Source organism: Saccharothrix sp. NRRL B-16314 (assembly GCF_000716595.1).
GTDB lineage: Bacteria > Actinomycetota > Actinomycetes > Mycobacteriales > Pseudonocardiaceae > Actinosynnema.
In genome coordinates, this window is record NZ_JNXC01000019.1 from 41,553 (window position 1) to 59,531 (window position 17,979).

Genomic DNA, 17,979 nt, shown 5'->3' on the forward strand with positions numbered 1-17,979 from the left:
CCCGGAAGGGCGGACGGAATCACGTTGTGAAACACCGTCAGGAGAAGGACATGAGCAACAGACGCCTGACCCGGGTCCTCGCGGGTCTGACGACGCTGGCCACCATGGTGTCCACGGGTCTGGTCGTGGGGACCGCGCCGGCCGGTGCGATCTTCGGAACCGCGGACATCAAGCCGATCGAGAGCAACATCGCCGCCAAGTCCTGGGCCTCGGCGACGGCGGGCAGCGGCTCGTCGACCGCCGGACTGGCCGTCGACGGCGACCCGGCGACAGCCTGGTCCCCCGATCGCGCCGGCGGCCGGCAGTGGCTCACCGTCGACCTCGGTGGCGCCTACGACAACCTGCGCAAGGTCAAGGTGATGTTCCCGGAGCGCGGCGTGGCCTACCGGTACGTCGTCGAGGCGTCGACCGACGGCCGCCGGTGGAAGACGATCGCCGACAGGTCCGACAACCGGGCCGTGTCGCGGGGTGAGGTGCACCTGTTCACCCGGCTGGCGACGCGCTTCGTCCGGTTGACGTTCACCGGTGTGCCGGGCCGTGCGCGGGTCGGTGTCAGCGAGCTCCAGGTCTTCAACTACCTGCGCGACGACCTCGTCCTCGGCGCCGACCTGTCCTGGTTGGACGACCACCAGTCCCGGCAGTACTGGGTCGACCCCCTGGCCCCCGACCGGGGAGCCGGGCCGCACCAGCTGGACGTGGTCAAGGACCGCGGCATGCAGTACGCGCGGCTGCGGGTGTTCAACGAGCCGCGCAGCGAGGCCACCGGTCAGCTGAACGCGGTGCCCCGCCAGGGTCCGCAGCGCACGCTGACCTCCGCGCAGTCGATCAAGCAGCGGAACATGGGCCTGGGCATCGACTACCACTACGCGGACTCGTGGGCGGACCCTAGCAAGCAACCGAAGCCGCGCGCCTGGGCCGAGTTGGAGTTCGCGGACCTGAACCGGGCGGTGTACGACTTCACCGCCGACCACCTGCGCCGGTTGATCCGGCAGGGCACCACGCCGGACAAGGTCGCGGTCGGCAACGAGATCATCAACGGCTTCCTGTACGGCAGCGAGGCGGCCCTCATCGGCACGACGAACCCGCCGTACTTCGTCGACCAGGCCGACGTCTACCAGGCCAAGCCCGGCGGTGGCCTGCTGTGGCAGTACTGGGGTTCGACCGATCCGGTCGAGCAGCAGCTCTACGACCAGGCGTGGGACCGGTTCACCACCCTGGCCGCCTCCGGGATCAAGGCGGTCCGCGACGCGTCGCCGACCTCCAAGGTCGAGATCCACGTGATCGTCAACAAGGACCGGCTCGCCAAGACCATGGAGTTCTGGCGCCAGTACCTCACCAGGGTGAAGGCCAAGGGGCAGAACCCCGACGTACTGGCCATCTCGTACTACTCGGAGTGGCATGGCACGCCCGAGGCGCTGGACACCAACCTGCACACCATGGCCACCACCTACCCCGGCTACAAGATCGACATCGCCGAGACCTCCTACCCCGCCTCGGGCGGCGACGGCTCGCCGATGCCCAACTCGCCCTTCCCCCGGACGATCCAGGGGCAGGCGGACGCCATCCAGCGGGTCTTCCAGGCCGCCAACGACGTAGTCGACAACAAGGGCACCGGCGTGCTGGTGTGGGAGCCAGCCGGCTGGCAGACGATGTTCCGGGCCGTGCCCGAACTGGCGAACACCTGGGAGCCGCACGCATCCATCAACGTCTTCAACGCCAGCCGCGCCAAGCACATCCTCCAGGACACCGTCCACACCGCCACCGCAGTAGGTGCCGCCCCAAAGCTGCCTTCCTCCATCCGAATGCTCACCACCGCCAACAACAAGATCACCAGTGTCCCCGTCCGCTGGCAGCCGTTGCCACCCGGCGCGACCGACACGCCGGGTGAGGTGACAGTCACCGGCATGACCGAGGTAGGACAGGTCACGGCGGTCATCGACGTCGTACCCGGACGCGGCGAACACGACGAACTCGACTCGACCACCTCATGACCGGACGTCCCAAGACACGATCCTGCCCTGGCACCCAAGAAGAAGACCCTCCGGAGACCATCTGGAGGGTCCCCTTCCTGCTCGTCGCCGGCTTGAACGGGTGAGGTTCCCCGACAGCTCGGAGGACAGCCCACGATGCCCAAGACGTACCCGCCCAAGTTCCGACGCAAGGTGCCCGACCTGGTCGAGTCCGACCGCCGCGCGCCGCCGGATAACCGAGTTCGAGGCTGGCCAGGTCCGCGTGCTCCGTCGTCTCGCCGAATTTCGGTCAACACGGGCATGATCACGGCGATCTCGTGCAGGGTGCGACACCCCAGCCAGGGCCGCCATCGGGAAGCCGCCCGCGAGGGCATGATGAATCTCCAGCGCCGTGCGACAGGCGCGGGGCGTAGAGGCCGGTCAGAACCTCGAAGTGGTAGTCCTGCCGTTCCTCCGCCTCGGCCGCCACGCGGCTGTCGAAGCGCTCGCCCGCGTCGTGGGCGCTGGCGCAGATGGCCAGATAGAGGTCGAGCGATCGACCCCAGTACACCATGAACCGAAAAGGTCAGTAATGCACCCGGCACGCGTGGTCGAAACGAGTTTTACCGGACTGCACCGGCCTGTTCATGCGGAATCCTCGTGAATCGGCGGCGTGAACTCGCCGACGCCGGTGCGGTGGTAAACACTGGCTCCCAGTAGGGTACATGCGCTGTCTTAACGGTCATCTGGGGGGGACGTTGGCGAACCAGCGAGGGCCGATCGGTGGTGCCGCTGCCGAGGCGGGATCCGTGCACCGAGCGGGAGTGGCGGCGATTGCGCTGGTCCACGGCCTTTGCCGGGCTCCGCTGACCCGGCTGTTTCCTCGCGTGGCCGCGAACAACGGTGACGCCGTTCCCATCCAGGTGCACATGGAGGTCGATTACCCGGTCGACGACCTGCTGGTGATCGGTGAAACCGGGCAGCGCAGCTACGTGCAGGCCAAAGCCGACCGCAAACCCAGGCGGGCACTGCTCGACGCCCTCAAGCAGTGGGTCGACGCCGTGGTCGGCGGTGGCGGGCCGGACGACACCCTCGTGCTGTGCACCGCGTACTCGATGCCGTCACTCGACCACTTGAGCAGCGCCCTGACCCGTCTGCGTGATCCCTACGCGCAGGCCCTCAGTGCGCACGAGCGAGCGGCCGTCGACGACTTCACGAAGGACATCCTCGAACTGCGCCCGGACGCCGACGTGACCGGGGTGCGCGACGAAATCCTGCGGCGTTGTGTGATCTGGCACGACGACTTCGCGAGCAGTGAATCCCCGGCGGTTCGGGCTGCGTGCACGATGCTCGGCTCGGTGTTCGGGGGCTATGACAAGGGAGAAGCGGCGTTCGCGTTGCTGCGGGCGAAGGTGTCGGACCGGGCGCTCCTGAGGTCCGGGCTGGACGTCGACCAGGCCAGCGCGCTGCTGGGCAAAGCGGGCTTGACGCCGGTCCGGACGGTGTCGACGTCAACCCGGTCGGCACTGGCCAGGTACGAGGAAGCCGTGCGCGACCGAGCCCGGGAACTGACGATCCCGGGGTTGCCGCTCGACGTGCCGCCACTGCCGGTGCCTCGACTCCTGGACAACTTGCGCGTCCGGTACCGCGACCTCGTCGAGGGAGAGCATGCGGTGGGGAGCGCCTACCGGATTGTCCCCCTCGCGGCAGCGGTGCGGCGACTGCCGCGGGTGCTACTGCTGGGAGGGCCGGGCGCTGGCAAGACCACGGCGCTGACCCACCTCGCCGCGGCCACGACGCGCCAGTCGGCCGCGCCGATGCCGATCGTCGTGCAGTTGGGCAAGCTGGCTGCCCGGCTCAAGCACGAGCGGGAGGTGCAGATCGCCGACCATATCCTGGTCGAGGTGATGGACGTGCCGACGCTGGATCCGCCTGCAGCGGACCTGGTCAGGAGTGAAGCCCTGGAGCGGATCCGCACGGGGCGCGCGCTGGTGGTGTTGGACGCCCTCGACGAGACCTGCGACCGCCGGTCGGACTTTGCCCGGGCGCTCAAGTCGTGGTTGGACACCGCCCACGACGACCTGCGCGTGATCGTGTCCAGCCGGGACGCGGCGTACTCCAGCGCCGCCGTCCTATGCCTCACCGAAGCCGAACTCGGCCCGCCGTTCGACCTGAGCGACACGGTGACGCGGGTGATCAGGCACGCCGCCGACTGGCCTGGGCGCCAGGACCGCGACGAGAACGTCGAGACCTGGCTCGCGAAGCGGGAGCAGTGGCTGCGCACGGCGGTCGGCGAGCACTGGGAGATGATGGACATCCCGCTGTACGCCATGCACATCGCCGCCCTCGCGGTCGCGACCAGGTTCGACGACCTACCGCCCAACAACGCGCTCGCGCTCAGAGCCGTCGTGGAATCGATGTGGCTGAGGTGGGAAGCCGGAGTCCGGCGCCAGGGCTACGACCCGCTGCCAGGGCTCCCTGACCGGGACTCGTCGGCAGACGCCTTCAACTCGACGTTCTCGCTGGTCACCAGCCAACTGGAGGACGGCGGCCGGAAAGTCGACGCCCTCGTGGCGGCCATCGCCGAGCACCTCGAGACCGAGTACGGCTCGCCACGAGGGCTTGCGCGGGCCAGCGCACGACAACTCCTGGCGATGTGGGACGACGCGGGACTGTTCGTGGCAGGCGGTGCGGACGCCGTCGTGGCTCCTCGCACGAGGCTGCTCATGGAGCTCGGTCGTGCAATCCGTATGTCGGCGATGGCGGATGGGGAGAAAGAGGCTGTCGTCCGCGAGCTGATCGACGACATTGGGCAACGGGAAGTCCTGCTGTTCGTGATCGCTTTCGACCGGCGGGCCCGCGACCTGGTCGCGCGGCTGGCCGTCGAGGAGCAGGACGTGCTGGCCGCGCTAGTGCTGGCGGCGGCGTACCGACGGCACCCCGCCGGCTTCGAGGACGATCTGCCTGAAGTGGTCGAAACCCTCGTCGCGGCGGTGGTCGACGACGAGTGCCCGCAGCTCCTCTCCGTCGCCCTGATGCTCGCCCACCTGCCGGTGCCCGAGGAGTTGCGGCACGAGGTCCGGTGGACGGCGCGGTTGGACCTGCCACCGGTGTGGGGCGCGATCGTGGAGGCGATCGCGGCGAACGACTGGGAGCCGAGAGAGGCGAATCCGGGCCAGTTGCAGCTCGACCTCCCCGGCCTGCCGGTCCTGCCGCCCGAGGCGGATCCCGAGGACCTTCCGTGGCGGGTGGCGGCCTTCAGCAGGGTGCTGGCGCTGACCGAGCCGCCCGAGTCCGAGGTCGAGCTCTCCGACCTGGAGTGGCGCATCGAGCCGGGCTACGCGTTGTTGAAGTCGGCCGAGGCGATGGCGCAGTTACGCCCTGGGGTCGTCGAGGCAGCGCGCAGGTCCCCGCTGGTGATGGACCCGCACACGGCGTTGCACGTCGACATGTTGGCCGCCGACCTGGCCGGTGTCCCGTACGGCTCGGCCGCGGCCCTGCCATCCGCGGCGCCTTCGGCGGTGCTGCGTGGGGACATGGCGGCGTTGGCGGGCGTGATCTCGACGATCGCCGAATCGTCGGCATCCGCTCCCGGGCAGGGGGATTGGTCGCTCGACCTGATCGTGCAGGTAGTGCGACTCGCCGACCTGCACCGACGTCGGCCGGGGGTGGTCGCCGACATCGTTTCCCTGGCACGGGACACCCTCGTCAGCCTGCTTTACGACGTCGCCGCGTTCCTCGGGTTCCCGCCACAGGCGCTGGCGGGCTCCGCGGCGTCGTGCGCCGAGATTCTGCCGCGGGACGGAGCCGACGAGACCGCCGTAGCCCACCAATGGGGCGCAATCCTGTACGGCGGTGATCGCGAGTCGACCACCCCCGGCCTGCCGTTCCAGGTCGACACCACCGAAGACGACGGCGGTCGACGTCGACAGGCGCTCGACCACGTCATCTCCGTCGCGCTGTCCGACGACCCGATCGTGCTCTACGCGGGGGTGTTCCTCCTGCCGCGGCTGGCCGAGGTCGACCCGGCGGCGGTGCTCGACGCCCTTCGCCCCCGACTGGCCGCAATCGACTCCCTTGAGTTCGCCGCGATGCCGGGCCGGATGTCCATCCTCGCCTGCGACCTCGATCCGGACGTGGTCGCCGAACTCCGGAAGTCCCGCAACCCGGCGATCCGGTGGGGAGTGCTCGACAGCGTGACCCACCGCGTGGTGTGCGAGGGGGCGACGGAATTGCGAGACCTGCTGGAGTCGCTCGCGAGAGACCCGGACCTGACGGTCCGTCTCGCGATGGCGGACCACGTCGACCGGCAACAGCACGTCGCCCTCAACGGCATCGGTGACTCGATCCTCGCCGAGCTGGACGAGCTGCCCGCCTACTGGTCCTGCATTGAATGCGGGGCCACGGATCAGCCGGTGGGGTCGTCGACGTGCCGGAGCTGTGGTGAGGAGACGAAGCCGCTTCTCACCCGTCCAGACTGATCGCGTTCTTGGCCCGCTCCACTGGCTAGGTTCCGCTGTACAGGTCGTCTCGACTTCTGATCAAGGACACGCCGACACAGTGATCACCTCAAATCTCGCTACTCAGGACTCGATACACGATCTAGTGGCGCGTCTCGGAGGGTTGACCCGGTAATCGGTCCTGTGGGCTGATCGGCCAGGCTGGTCCCGCATGTCGAGTGCGGGAGGTGGTCGTGGCTCGTCGACCGAGCGTGTTCGTGAGGCCCTTATCGATGGAGGAGGGCCGGAAGCTTCAGCGGGTCACCAGGACCGCGAAGGACCCGGTGCGGTTGCGGCGGGCGATCGTGGTCCTGATGTCCGGCCAGGGCCAGACGGTCCGGGACATCACGTCGTTGATGCAGGTCAGCGAGGATTACGTGCGGGATGTGATCCACGCTTTCAACGAGCGGGGGTTCGCGGCACTGGACCCAAAATGGAGCGGGGGACGCCTGGGGACGATCGGTGAGGCGGTCCGTGAGCGGATCTGCCTGATCGCCCGGACGTCCCCCGCCTCCTGGGGCATCACCGCGTTCTCCACCTGGTCGCTGTCCAAGCTGCGCGACCATCTGCTCGACCGCGGCACCGTGACCGCGATCAGCCGCGAGACCCTGCGCCGCATCCTGCACACCGGAGGCGTGTCCTGGCAGAGCACCTCCACCTGGAAGGCGTCCACCGACCCGGACTTCATGGTGAAGATGCACCGGATCCTGGACCTCTACGACCATCCACCCGACGACGGCCGGGTGATCTGCGTGGACGAGTTCGGCCCGCTCAACCTCCAGCCCCGCAAGGGCAAAGCCTGGCGGCCGACCGGCTCACCACTGCGATTACGGGCCACCTTGTGCATGCCGATGACCTCATCCACCCAGGTAGAAGGCGTACGTAGCCCAAGTACCCGAAGCTCTCACGGGCCACGGTTGCCATCCGCGTGATGTCCTCCAGCACGGCATGATGACCGGCTGTGCTGCTCCGACTGGCCTACCTGGGCGTCACCAACGCCTTTGCGCTGCTGCGCCTGTTGCCCATGAGCGACCGGGACAAAGACACGGAGATCCTGGCGCTACGGCACCAGATCACAATCCTGGAACGCCAACTCGGAGACGCCCGTACACGCTTCTCCTCCGCCGACCGGGCGTTCCTCGCGGCGCTGCTGCACCGCCTCCCGACCGCCACGCTTCATCAGCTTCGACTACTGGTCCGTCCGGAGACGGTGCTGCGCCGGCACCGCGACCTCATCGCACGCCGCCACGCAGCCAGATCCCGCCCCAGACGGCCCGGCCGACCATGGACCATCCGCTCGATCCGACTCCTGGTACTGCGCCTTACGCGGGAGAATCCCGCCTGGGGCTACCGCCTCATCCACGGAGAACTTCTCGTCCTCGGTATCGAGATCGCCGCGTCCACGGTGTGGCAGATCCTCCAGGACGCCGGGATCGATCCGGCACCCGAACGCACCACGACGTTGTGGTCGGTCCTCCTCCGCTCACAGGCCGACGCCCTGATGGCCGGTGACTTCTTCGAGACCACCACCCTGAACGGCACCCGCCTCTACGTGCTCGCGGTGATCGAGCACGCCAGCCGCCGGATCCGAATCCTCGGCGCCACCGCGCACCCCACCGCATCCTGGGTCACCCAAGCCGCCAGGAACCTCGCCATGAACCTCGAAGACGCGGGCAGACACGCGCGATTCCTGATCCGCGACCGGAACGGGAAGTACCCGGCACTGTTCGACGCCGTCCTCGCCGACGCCGGCATCCAGATCGTCGTCAGCGGAGTCCAGATCCCGCGGATGAACGCGATCATGGAGCGCTGGATCCGCAGCTACCGCCGTGAACTTCTCGACCGAACGCTGATCTGGAATCAGCAGCACCTGCTCCACGCGTTGCACGAGTACGAGCGGTTCTACAACACCCACCGGCCCCACCAGGGCATCGACAACGCCCGACCACTACAACCACTGCCACAGCCAGTCACCGATCAGGCGACCCTCACCCGCCTCGACATCCGCCGTCGGCAACGACTGGGCGGCATCCTCAACGAGTACCACCACGCCGCCTGACCTGCACGGACTACATTTTCGGCAAGCACACCGGCTGCGCGGGACCGTCGTAGCCGCCGACCACCGGATCTCGCGGCCGCAGCACCGGGACGTACTCCTCGCTTTGGCACACAGCCGCGCCGTGATGGACGCCAAGGCGCTGTCCCGCGTGCTCTACGGCGACCCGGGCCGCAGCCGCAACATCCCGCCGCTGCTGTGCCGGCTGCGCGAGGAGCTTTGGTGGCTTTTCGCGGCCAAGGGCTACTGCCTCGCGGACGGACTCGACATCGAGCTGCGGTAGTCACCCGTGGAACCCGACCGGCCCGGCCCAGCCGGACGCGCTCACACCAGACCCGGCGTGAACCAGCCGTCGTGGTCAGCTGATCGTCGTTGGGGCGGCGAGTTCCGCTTGCACGTCGGCGACGCGTCGCCCTGTTGCGGATCCCGCCGTCTGCACCAGGGTGCGCGCCGACCGCCGGCTCATGGTCAGCGGTTATGCCGTTGGAGCGGGGGTTGCGGTATTCAGGACGGCGACCCGCCGCGAGGGCCGGTGAGGCCAGTCAGCTTCCTGCGCACGACTTCCGCCTCTGGGTGCTCGAGGTCATCGAGGATGCCCAGCGCCTCCCGCCACGCCCGCTCCGCGCTGGGCGGGTCGCCGCGGTGGATGTACGTGTCGCCCATGCGGGACAGCGTGCTCGCGGCGCTGTGCTGGTCGCTCGCGGCCCAGTAGAGGTCGATCGACAGCCGGTAGTGCCCGATCGCCCGGTCGTAGTGCCCGAGTCGGTGGTTGATGTAGCCGAGGTTGTCCGAGGTCGCCGCCCGGTAGTAGTCGTCCCGGTGCTCTTCGAACAGCCGCAATGCCTGCTCACAGCACTCCAGCGCCCGCCGGTAGTCGCCCAGGCGGGCGTGACTCGATCCAAGCTGGTTGAGCGCTCGTGCTTGCCGCACCTGATTGCCGAGCGCGCCGTACAACTCGTACGCGCGCTGCGCGTGCGACACCGCCGTGGCGTGGTCGCCTTGAAAGCCCAGGACACGGCTGAGCGCGTAGTGCGCATGTGTCTGCCCATGCAGGTCGCCGAGCGCCTGGAAAACCCGCAGGCTTTCCCGGTAGTGGGAACTGCCCTCCTGGTAGACGCCGAGCCTGGTGTAGGCGTGCCCGAGCAGCCGGTGCGTGGTCGCCTGGGCGTTCACGTCGCCCGCCCGCCGCGCGGAGTCCAGGGCCGTGTGCTGTGCGGCGACGTGGTCACGCGCGTGCCCGTCGCGGTCGAGGAACGTCGACATCGTCCACACGAGCTTCCAGACGTGCTCATGCCGCCCCTGCGAGACGGCGAGGCGTACGACCTCGAGCATGGCCCGCCGTTCCCGGGTGAACCAGGCCAGGGCGTCCTCGTAGGTGGACATGGCGGGTGTGCTTCCCAGGACCGCCGCATCCACGTCGATCGGCTCGCGGAAGGGATCGAACAGGAGCGCGGCCCGCATCCCCGTGCCCAAGTAGTGGTTGAACATCCGCAGCGCGACGGTGTCTCGCTCTTGCGGACTGTCGGTGCTCGCCGCGGTCTCCTCGGCGAACACCGCGACCAGATCGTGCAAGCTGTAGCGGTTCGCCTCGGAGGAGTGCACGATGTTGCTCCGGGTCAGCTCGCGCAGCAGTGCCTGGGCGGTGCGCCGGCTCGTGCCCGCCATGCTCGCGACCACGTCCACGCCGAAGTCCGGGCCGGGGTGGGAGCTCAAGCGGCGGAACAACCGCGCCGCTTCCTCGCTCAACGCCCGGTAGGACCAGTCCATGGCCGAGCGCACGCTCGTGTCGCCCTCGCCGGTGTCGAGGGCGTCCAGTCGGCGTGACGAGTCCTCCAGGTCGGCCACGAGCCGGTTGAGCCGGTCACCGGGCATGTCCCTCGCCCTCGCGCCGATGACCGCCAGCGCGAGGGGTAGGCCGCCGGACAGCTCGACGAGGCGGGTCGCCGCGGCGATTTCCAGGTCTACCCGGTCGTCACCCAGGAGAGACCGCAGCAGGGCCAGACCCTCGTCGAGGTTCATCGCGTCCAGCACGATGCCGTCCATGCCCTCGTGCAACACCAGGCCGCTCAGCGCGTGCCGGCTCGTCACCAGAGCCGCTCCGGCGAAATCGGCGGGGAGCAGGGTCCGCACCTGCTGGGTGCTGCGCGCGGCGTCCAGTACCAGCAGGACGCGCCGCCCGGCGAGGACCCGGTGGTAGAGGGCGGTGATGGCCGCCTCGTCGAACGGCACGTCCTTCACCGCCACGCCGAGGGAAGACAGCAGCCTCGTCATCACCTCGACGTGGTCGTCGTCGGCGTACCGCGACATGTCCACGAACAGCGCACCGTCCGGAAAGGTCGACAGCACCCGCCGTGCCGCTGCCACGGCGAGGTAGGTCTTGCCGACCCCGCCCATCCCGCTGATCACCACGCCCGAGCCCTTGGGCCGGCCGGTCAGGCGATCTGCCACCCGGTCCAGCTCCGCGTGCCGACCGGTGAACGAGCGGAACGACGGCAACGTCACCGGGGCCGATCGCGGCGCGTCCGTCGAGGGGCGCAGGTCGCTGCGGCGCCAGAGAGTCACCGTGACGAAGCCGCCCTCCTGCACGACAACCGGAGGCCTGGCACCGAACCCGGCGCAGTCGGAGAGGGCGGTCGGGATGCCGCTTCCCTCGCCCTCCACGAGCCTGATCCACGACATCATGTGCGCCAGGCGGAAGTTCCGCTTGACCGACTGGCCTTCCAGCTCCGCCAGGTCGACCGGCTGCCCGCCCGTGAGTCCCCGCGAGGCCCATGTCCCGGGGCTGCTCACCTCCAGCCGGTCGTCGAACAGACGCACGTGCACGCACGAGTCCAGTTGCGAGTAGTCGCGGTGCACCAGCGCGTTCACGATGATCTCGCGCACCGCCACCATGGGCAGGTCGTAGACCGGACCGGACTCCGCGCGTTCCGCGCTGGGCCGCTCGCCGACACGGGCGTACCGGGCGACGAACCTCCTCGCCTCGGCCACCTGGCGGGCGATCGGTCCCTCGACCGTGGACGGGTCGCGGGTGGCCGACCGATCCGTCCCGAAGTACCGGGCGCACTTGACCATCGCGCTGGGGCAGGTGGCGGTCGGATCGATGGTGAACAGCAGCGCCCCGGTGCGTGTCAACCGCCCGCACGTCCGGAGCTGGGTGCGGTCGAGGAACTCCCATGGGCTCAACGTAGAAGGGTGGCGGGCGGCCACTTCCGGGCGCACCTCCTCGCGGAACTCCGCCACGGCGTCGACGTCGAACACCGTGGCGTTCGACGGTCCGTCGAGGAACTGGCCGCCCGACTGCGCGGGCGGGATTTCGGGTGGTGCCGACGAGGGACGTGCCGGGAAGTGCTTGGCCAGTGCGGCGAGCAGTTCGCGCACCGCCGCGTCGGGGTCGAGGTGGTAGCGCGCGACCTTGGCCCTGAGCGCCAGGTGGTCCACGGTCGCGTGCTCGTCCATGATGACGACGAACAGCCTGGTCCGGTCACCGGTGTGGCCCGCGTTGACGATCTTCTGGGTCCACCTGCTGCCGGCTGCGCGGGCCGTGGCGCAGAGGACGATCGGGTACCCACCGGCCACAGCCCTGGCGGCTTCGCCGACGAGCGACTCCCCTACCATCACCTGGCCGTCGTGCAGCACGTCGTACCCGGCCGCCTTCAGTGGTGACGCCAGGCGCTCGGCCAGGTGGTCCTCGCCCTCGGCGCACGCGATGTAGACCCGTTGGGCGTCCACGCGCCGTTCACCCGATCGCCGCGCACAACTGGTCGACGCCGCGAGACCAGTCGGCGACCAGATCCGCGTGCTTGAGGTCGGCCAGGATGGCGGGCGCGGTGCCACCGGTGAGCCGCACCGGCAGGATCCTCACCCGTTCACCGTGCATCTGTCGGGCCAGCGCGGACATCCACTCGCGGTTCATCCACGGCCCCGACCAGCCCTGGGAGGAAAAGCACACCACCAGGTATGAGCAGTCGACCAGGCCTTCATCCATCTTCGCGACGATGGAGTCGCCGACGGCGACCTCCCAGGTGTCGAGCCAAACGTCGTGGCCCCTGGCCCGCAACTCTTCGGCCAACCTGGTAGCACGTGCTTCGTCACCGGCCCGATAGCTCACGAAGACCCCTGCCACGGGCCGCCTCCTCCGCAGGATCGGGTAATCGGCTCATGCGATGAAGCTAACGGCATCGTCGCGGCGAGCTATCCGCAGATGTGCGGGATTACCTGCGCTGTCGTGCCGGCCGGTGGCCTGATCACACCGGCGGTGTCGCCACTTGCGGCCCCCGCGCCGTGCCGAACGTGTCGCGCCCTTGGAAGGCCGACATGCGTGTCTCCCGGTTGGCCGCGTCGCGGCCGAGGGCCTCGGCGCCGTGTTCGGGGCGATCCCAGCCCGCCACTTCGCTGATGTTCCGGTTGTACCGGGGCAGCGCTATCACTCGGCGGACGGTTGTCCACCGCGGCGCCGGAGGTCGATCCCGTCGGTTCCGACGACGTGGGACGCGCCGGTGGGGGGCGGTGAGTTCCGCCGGTCGAGTGCGCCGGTCAGGTGATCCTGGAGCCGGGCGTGGCGGAACTGGTACACGGCACCCGCGCGGCGCAGCGCACCCAGCCGGCAGGCATCGTCCATGAACGCGACCAGCCGCCAGGGTAGCCGACCGGTCAGGGGGAGCCAGATGCGGGCGAGGGCGACCCACTGTCCCCAGGCGGTCAGGCAGAGCCCGTAGCCGAGTCCGGCCCCGAACGCGCCTTCGATGCCGAACGCGAGCGCGATCTGCATGCTGCTGACGACGCCGCCGGTGAAGCTGTTCACCACCCCCGCCACCAATCCCAGTGCGACCGCCCACACGAAGAAGTGGGAAGCCACGTTCGCCCGGTTCGACCTCAACAGGTCGGCCGGGCTGGCGGCCGCCCGCACATCGACGGGGGCTTCGAGCCAGGTCATGAGGCCCAAAGCCAGGCCGGCCGACAGCCCGATCTGGAGCGGGAACACGATCGCGGCCGACAGCCCTCCCCCAAGCCCGTCGTCCAGGCCCAGTTGCGGCACGAGAAGCCTGTCGATGAGCAGCAGCGCGAGCGCCGCCAGGAATCCGACCAGAGCCCCCGCCGCGACCCTGGCCGTGAACGGCGCTCTCCTCGGCCGGTGGCCGCCGAGGAGGCGAACCCGGACCGGTGAGGGCTTCAACGCGTCGCTTCCGTCCGCGAGCCGGTACACGAGACCGAACGCCAGCGCGGCCACCAACCCGTGCAATGACCCCACGACGATCCCGCGCCGGACCGCGAAGTCGAGCCCGTGGGATGTGGCGATCAGGTCCACGGGGATGTTCCCGATGCCGGTGACGAGCGCGAAGGACAGGCCCGACAGCGATGCGATCACGAGAATGCGCGTCCAGCGGCGTACCGACACCCCGAACTCCCACCAGGCGAGGTCGCGCGTACCGAGCCGGTCCAGGTGCTCGGCGAGGTAGCGGAGCCAGCGTTGGGCGTGCTCCGGGTCCCACTTGTGGGCGGGTGCGGTGCGGGGATCTCCACGACGCAGCCGGTAGACCGAGGGCAGGAAGCTGCCCAGGAGGTGGTTCTCGATGCTGCGAGAGGTGGGGAACCGGTCGGTGTCCAGCAGCTCCGTCGGCCGGTTCGCGGGGATGCCGTCCCTGCCGCTCTCGTCGTAGACGGTGGCGGTCAGGGACACCATCAGGGGCGTCGTCAGCACTGCGGCGAGGTTGGCGTTGGCCGGGACGTGGGGCTTGTGGCGCAGTTCGTCCAGCACGTGCTGCCAGTCGGGCGTGACGGTCTTGGGACAGGCGCGCAGCAAGTAGTCCGCCAGGTCGTCCAAGCCGAGGTCGGTCAACTCCACCGCGGCGGCGTGGGTCAAGCCCCTGGTTCCCTCCACAGCGGCGGCGTACTCGCCGGAACGGCTGGTCAGCACCAGCGGCAGGGTGGTGGCGGAGAGCTCCCGCAGCGCCACCCGGTGGAGGCCACCGGCGATCTCGTCGAACCCGTCCAGGATCGGCAGGACCAGTCCCCTGCCGACCAGCGCGGCGGCGAGCGTCTCCCCATCGGCACCGACCGTGGCCAGGCCGGGCTGGTCACGGCTCAGCTGACCGCTCAACCAGTCCTTCAGCGGTTCGGCAGTGGGGTTCCACGACCCGATGCCGAACATCTCCGGAACAGGTTCGCCGGGCCCGCGGGCCGCCAGCAGTTCCAGCACCAACCGCAGACCCAGGACGGTCTTCCCGGAACCGGCCCGGCCCAGCACCACGAGGCGACCGGAGGGAATCCGCCGGTAGACGTCGACGATCCGGTACAGGTCGCCGGCGAGGTCCAAGGGCTCGACCGCCGCCCCTGGCGGGGCCAGTCGGATGTTGGCCCAGTGGTCCATCAGGACGTCGTCCACCGCCTCCCACCGCACGGGCAGCGATACCGGATCCCGGATCTCCCGCCTGTCCTCTTCCTCCCGCCAGCGCTCCTGGACGACGTCGGCGAGTTCGTCGGCGGTCCTGGCCAGCTCGACCTGCTTCACATGAGCCGACGAACCGACGATGTACACGGAGCCGTGGATCGTCTCGGCCTGGAGGACGGGCCCACCCACGGTCCCGTGCACTTCGTTGTGGACCTGACGCTCACGCCGCGCGGGTGGTAGGCCTGTCATGGTCGGCTGACCTCCGGTTCGTCGCCGCGACGACGCCTGAGCCACCAGGCACAACCGCACGCGACGGTACCCACGGCCGCGACACCGCCCGCGACGAGCAGCACGCGAAGCAGACCCGAGCCGCCGGTCGGGACGATGTCGCCCGCCGAGGCGGCGGAGGACACGGTGGTCGTGTCGGCGACGGTGTGATCTGGTTCGAAGTCGACGAATGACGGCGTGACTGACTATTGCGCACCTATCCTGTGTTACGAAGCAGGAACCTCGTCATGGACCTCGAAGACGCAGGCCGACACGCGCGGTTCCTGATCCGCGATCACGACGGCAAGTTCCCCGCCTTATTCGACGACGGTTTTGATCGGGACTCCATTGCTTGTGGAGGATGGAGTCATGGCAGGAACGTCACGGCACTCGGCTGAGGTGCGGCAGCGGGCGGTGCGGCTGGTCCAGGAGCACGTGGGCGAGTACCCGTCGTGGTGGGCGGCGGTGTCCTCGATCGCGCCGAAGTTCGGAGTCACCCCGGAGACGCTGCGCAAGTGGATCCGACAGGCCGAGGCCGACCAAGGCGCCCGTCCGGGGAGTACGGCGGAGGAGTCCGCGGAACTGCGACGCCTGCGGCGTGAGGTGGCGGAACTGAAGCGTGCCAACGAGATCCTGAAATCCGCGGCGAGTTTCTTCGCGGCGGAGCTCGACCGCCCCGCGCAACGGTGATCGACTACATCGACCGGCACAAACAGGAGTTCGGGGTCGAGCCGATCTGTCGTGTCCTGCGCCAGGCAGGCGAACGGATCGCCCCGTCCGCCTACTACGCGGCCAAGACCCGCCCAGCTTCGGCGCGATCGGTGCGCGACGAGCGGCTCAAGAGCGAGATCGAGGCCATCTGGAGGGAGAATTACGAGGTCTACGGCGCGCGGAAGATCTGGTTTGCGCTGCGACGCAAGGGGATCACGGTCGCCCGGTGCACGGTGGAACGGCTGATGCCACGGGTGTTGTTTGACGTCGGTTCGGCGGATTCACCCATTCGGGACGCCCCCCTTTGGCGTTGGTCAAAGATCTGGAGCGACCCGCGCCCGATTTCGCTCCTTAACTCCGTTCACCAAGATCGCAAAGTTACCGTTCCGTGACCGAATGAAGATCAATTACAGTGCACGAAAAAGCCCGCTGACCTGGTATTTCATCCAGATCGAGCGGGCTTCTTCAGACCGTCGGGACGACAGGATTTGAACCTGCGACCCCTTGACCCCCAGGCGCGCCCGGATCACAACATGACCTGCGGAAACGTCGAATCAGCAGGTCGCGGCGGTGCAGTTGGATGCACTTGAGCGCAGCTCGATCTTGTTGCTACACCTTGACTTCTCCCAATTTCCTCCCATCTTCCTCCCACGGCGAGCCTGTGTCGACCGCTGCGAGCGTCGAACGCCTGTGTGCGAATCAAGTGACCGCAGCCGTGCCAGTGGATGCCATGCGTAGTTGGGTGACCGGAACGCGAACCGCTTTGCACATCTCGGTTTCGCGCTCAGCAATGCCGCGGACAGCCTGTTGTCGGCCGGGGTCCGCGTCACCGCAGCCGTACCGCTGATCGAGGGCGGTTACGTCGCGTGTGGCGGGCTACCGCTGCTCGGTACTGCGGCGATTCGTCGATCTGCCCCGGGTCGTTCGACGTGGTACTCGCCCGGCACGTCTTGTGGGCGCTGCCGGATTCCGGGCGCGGCACTCTCGAGGTGAGCGCTGCTCCAACCCCGAGGTGTGCTCGTGCTGTTGGAAGGACGTTGGTCGACCGGGGCCGGACCGACAGCAGAGCGGAGCAGACCAGAGCGCTGGTCGTGGACGTCCGCGAGCAGGCTGTAGTCGAGCACCTGTCAGGCCCATCCCCACCGTCATCGCGCTCTCCCGGGCCGCCCGCCGCCTGGTGGTGCAGAACCTCGCCATCGCCGGGACCTTTATCACCGGACTGGTCCTGTGGGACCTCATCGGCACCCTGCCACTGCCCCTTGGCGTCCTCGGCCACGAAGGCTCAACCGTCATCGTCGGCCTCAACGGGCTCCGCCTGCTGCGCGACACCGCCTGGCGCCGAGCCGCCGACGACAGCTGACCGCAAGACGCACGAGGCCGTGACACAGAACGTCGTCACGCTGACAGTTGAGCCATGCGTAGCCGTTGATCGATAGGCAGCATCCGAAATCGGACCGCCGTGCTCGGCAACGCACCTCGTCCAGGAGCGGTCAACCGCCCCGTCTCGGGCATCGCGTGGCCGGCACCGGATCGGACTCGCCGCACGCCCCTACGGTGTTCCGCCGCCATCCACAGTGCCGGGTTGCCGGCGTCCGCTCAGATCACGTCGGTGCGGTGGAGCCGCGGGCGATGGGAGCTGCTCCCCCGGTCGTCCCGTCGACGGTGGGGCACCCGTGTCGGCGATTTTCCGCGCGGCGATGAGGCGTCCGGTATGCGGTTTGTCCTCGACGTACCCGCCGCGTGACCTGCATGGTTGACCGGGAGCGGCATCACAGACCCGACTGGGACAGCCCACGCTCAACGGGTCGACGGGTGCTCTTGTCGGTAGCGTCCGAGGCTGCTGGTGCAACAGGCATCGGCGGTCGCGCAGTGCCGTACGAAAACACCGCGTGCCGTCGTCCGCCACATGACCACAACTCTGACCCCGGTTCGATGGCTGCCGTGCATAGACCACGGCAGGACACTACCGGCTCTGCCGGACCACCGTGCCGCCCCGAATGCAACACCGGCGCGGGACATGCGCGGGCGAATCACCAAGCTCCGGCAGGAGAACGAACGAATGCGTCGTCACGTGGAGCGCGCGAGGAACACATCCGGCGGCTCTCCACC

Annotated in this window: 13 protein-coding genes and 1 other annotated feature; of the genes, 8 read left to right on the forward strand and 5 right to left on the reverse strand. The window is 68.8% G+C overall.

Annotated elements, in window-relative coordinates; translation table 11 throughout:
* Window positions 1-50: 50 nt before the first annotated feature.
* From OQ02_RS24085 to OQ02_RS44010, 5 genes are all read left to right on the forward strand, one after another.
* Window positions 51-1,991, forward strand: a complete 1,941-nt coding sequence (locus tag OQ02_RS24085; RefSeq protein WP_033440836.1) for a glycosyl hydrolase 53 family protein — start codon at window positions 51-53, stop codon at window positions 1,989-1,991.
* Between the two features lie 887 nt (window positions 1,992-2,878).
* On the forward strand, window positions 2,879-6,430 hold the full coding sequence (locus OQ02_RS24090; RefSeq protein WP_197043466.1) for an NACHT domain-containing protein: 3,552 nt from the start codon (window positions 2,879-2,881) through the stop codon (window positions 6,428-6,430).
* Window positions 6,431-6,642: 212 nt separating this feature from the next.
* The gene (locus OQ02_RS24095) at window positions 6,643-7,380 is read left to right on the forward strand and encodes a helix-turn-helix domain-containing protein (RefSeq protein WP_231500196.1); all 738 of its coding nucleotides are present in this window, start codon (window positions 6,643-6,645) and stop codon (window positions 7,378-7,380) included.
* Between the two features lie 29 nt (window positions 7,381-7,409).
* Complete coding sequence (locus tag OQ02_RS46000; protein ID WP_033440838.1) at window positions 7,410-8,507, forward strand: integrase core domain-containing protein; 1,098 nt, start codon at window positions 7,410-7,412, stop codon at window positions 8,505-8,507.
* A gap of 103 nt (window positions 8,508-8,610) precedes the next feature.
* Window positions 8,611-8,787, forward strand: a complete 177-nt coding sequence (locus OQ02_RS44010; RefSeq protein ID WP_156077265.1) for a hypothetical protein — start codon at window positions 8,611-8,613, stop codon at window positions 8,785-8,787.
* Window positions 8,788-9,008: 221 nt separating this feature from the next.
* Here OQ02_RS44010 and OQ02_RS41225 read toward each other — a convergent pair whose 3' ends face one another.
* The 4 genes from OQ02_RS41225 to OQ02_RS24120 form a co-directional block, all read right to left on the reverse strand.
* Entirely contained in the window at window positions 9,009-12,233 is a 3,225-nt protein-coding gene (locus OQ02_RS41225) for a tetratricopeptide repeat protein (RefSeq protein WP_051772729.1), read from the reverse strand.
* Window positions 12,234-12,240: 7 nt separating this feature from the next.
* A complete protein-coding gene (locus OQ02_RS24110; RefSeq protein WP_033440839.1) occupies window positions 12,241-12,627 on the reverse strand; it encodes a toll/interleukin-1 receptor domain-containing protein in 387 nt (128 codons plus the stop codon).
* A gap of 121 nt (window positions 12,628-12,748) precedes the next feature.
* Window positions 12,749-12,931, reverse strand: a complete 183-nt coding sequence (locus OQ02_RS44015) for a hypothetical protein (protein WP_033440840.1) — start codon at window positions 12,929-12,931, stop codon at window positions 12,749-12,751.
* Window positions 12,928-15,081: a hypothetical protein gene (locus tag OQ02_RS24120; protein WP_156077266.1), complete on the reverse strand. Its 2,154-nt coding sequence runs from the start codon at window positions 15,079-15,081 to the stop codon at window positions 12,928-12,930. The genes OQ02_RS44015 and OQ02_RS24120 overlap by 4 nt, the downstream gene beginning before the upstream one ends.
* A 447-nt stretch (window positions 15,082-15,528) precedes the next feature.
* Between OQ02_RS24120 and OQ02_RS44020 the strand changes: the two genes are divergently transcribed.
* From OQ02_RS44020 to OQ02_RS24135, 3 genes are all read left to right on the forward strand, one after another.
* Window positions 15,529-15,849 (forward strand): transposase, encoded by a 321-nt coding sequence (locus tag OQ02_RS44020; RefSeq protein ID WP_033440841.1) that lies wholly within the window; start codon window positions 15,529-15,531, stop codon window positions 15,847-15,849.
* Window positions 15,804-15,935, forward strand: a sequence feature (AL1L pseudoknot). (Overlaps the previous gene by 46 nt.)
* Window positions 15,846-16,262, forward strand: coding sequence for an IS3 family transposase (locus tag OQ02_RS24130; RefSeq protein WP_063747140.1), 417 nt, complete (start codon window positions 15,846-15,848; stop codon window positions 16,260-16,262). (Overlaps the previous feature by 90 nt.) The genes OQ02_RS44020 and OQ02_RS24130 overlap by 4 nt, the downstream gene beginning before the upstream one ends.
* Before the next feature lie 785 nt (window positions 16,263-17,047).
* Window positions 17,048-17,230: a hypothetical protein gene (locus OQ02_RS24135; protein WP_442973672.1), complete on the forward strand. Its 183-nt coding sequence runs from the start codon at window positions 17,048-17,050 to the stop codon at window positions 17,228-17,230.
* 189 nt (window positions 17,231-17,419) lie between these two features.
* Here the strand turns inward: OQ02_RS24135 and OQ02_RS47230 are convergent, their stop codons facing one another.
* A complete protein-coding gene (locus OQ02_RS47230; protein ID WP_442973673.1) occupies window positions 17,420-17,824 on the reverse strand; it encodes a zinc finger domain-containing protein in 405 nt (134 codons plus the stop codon).
* Window positions 17,825-17,979: the final 155 nt, after the last annotated feature.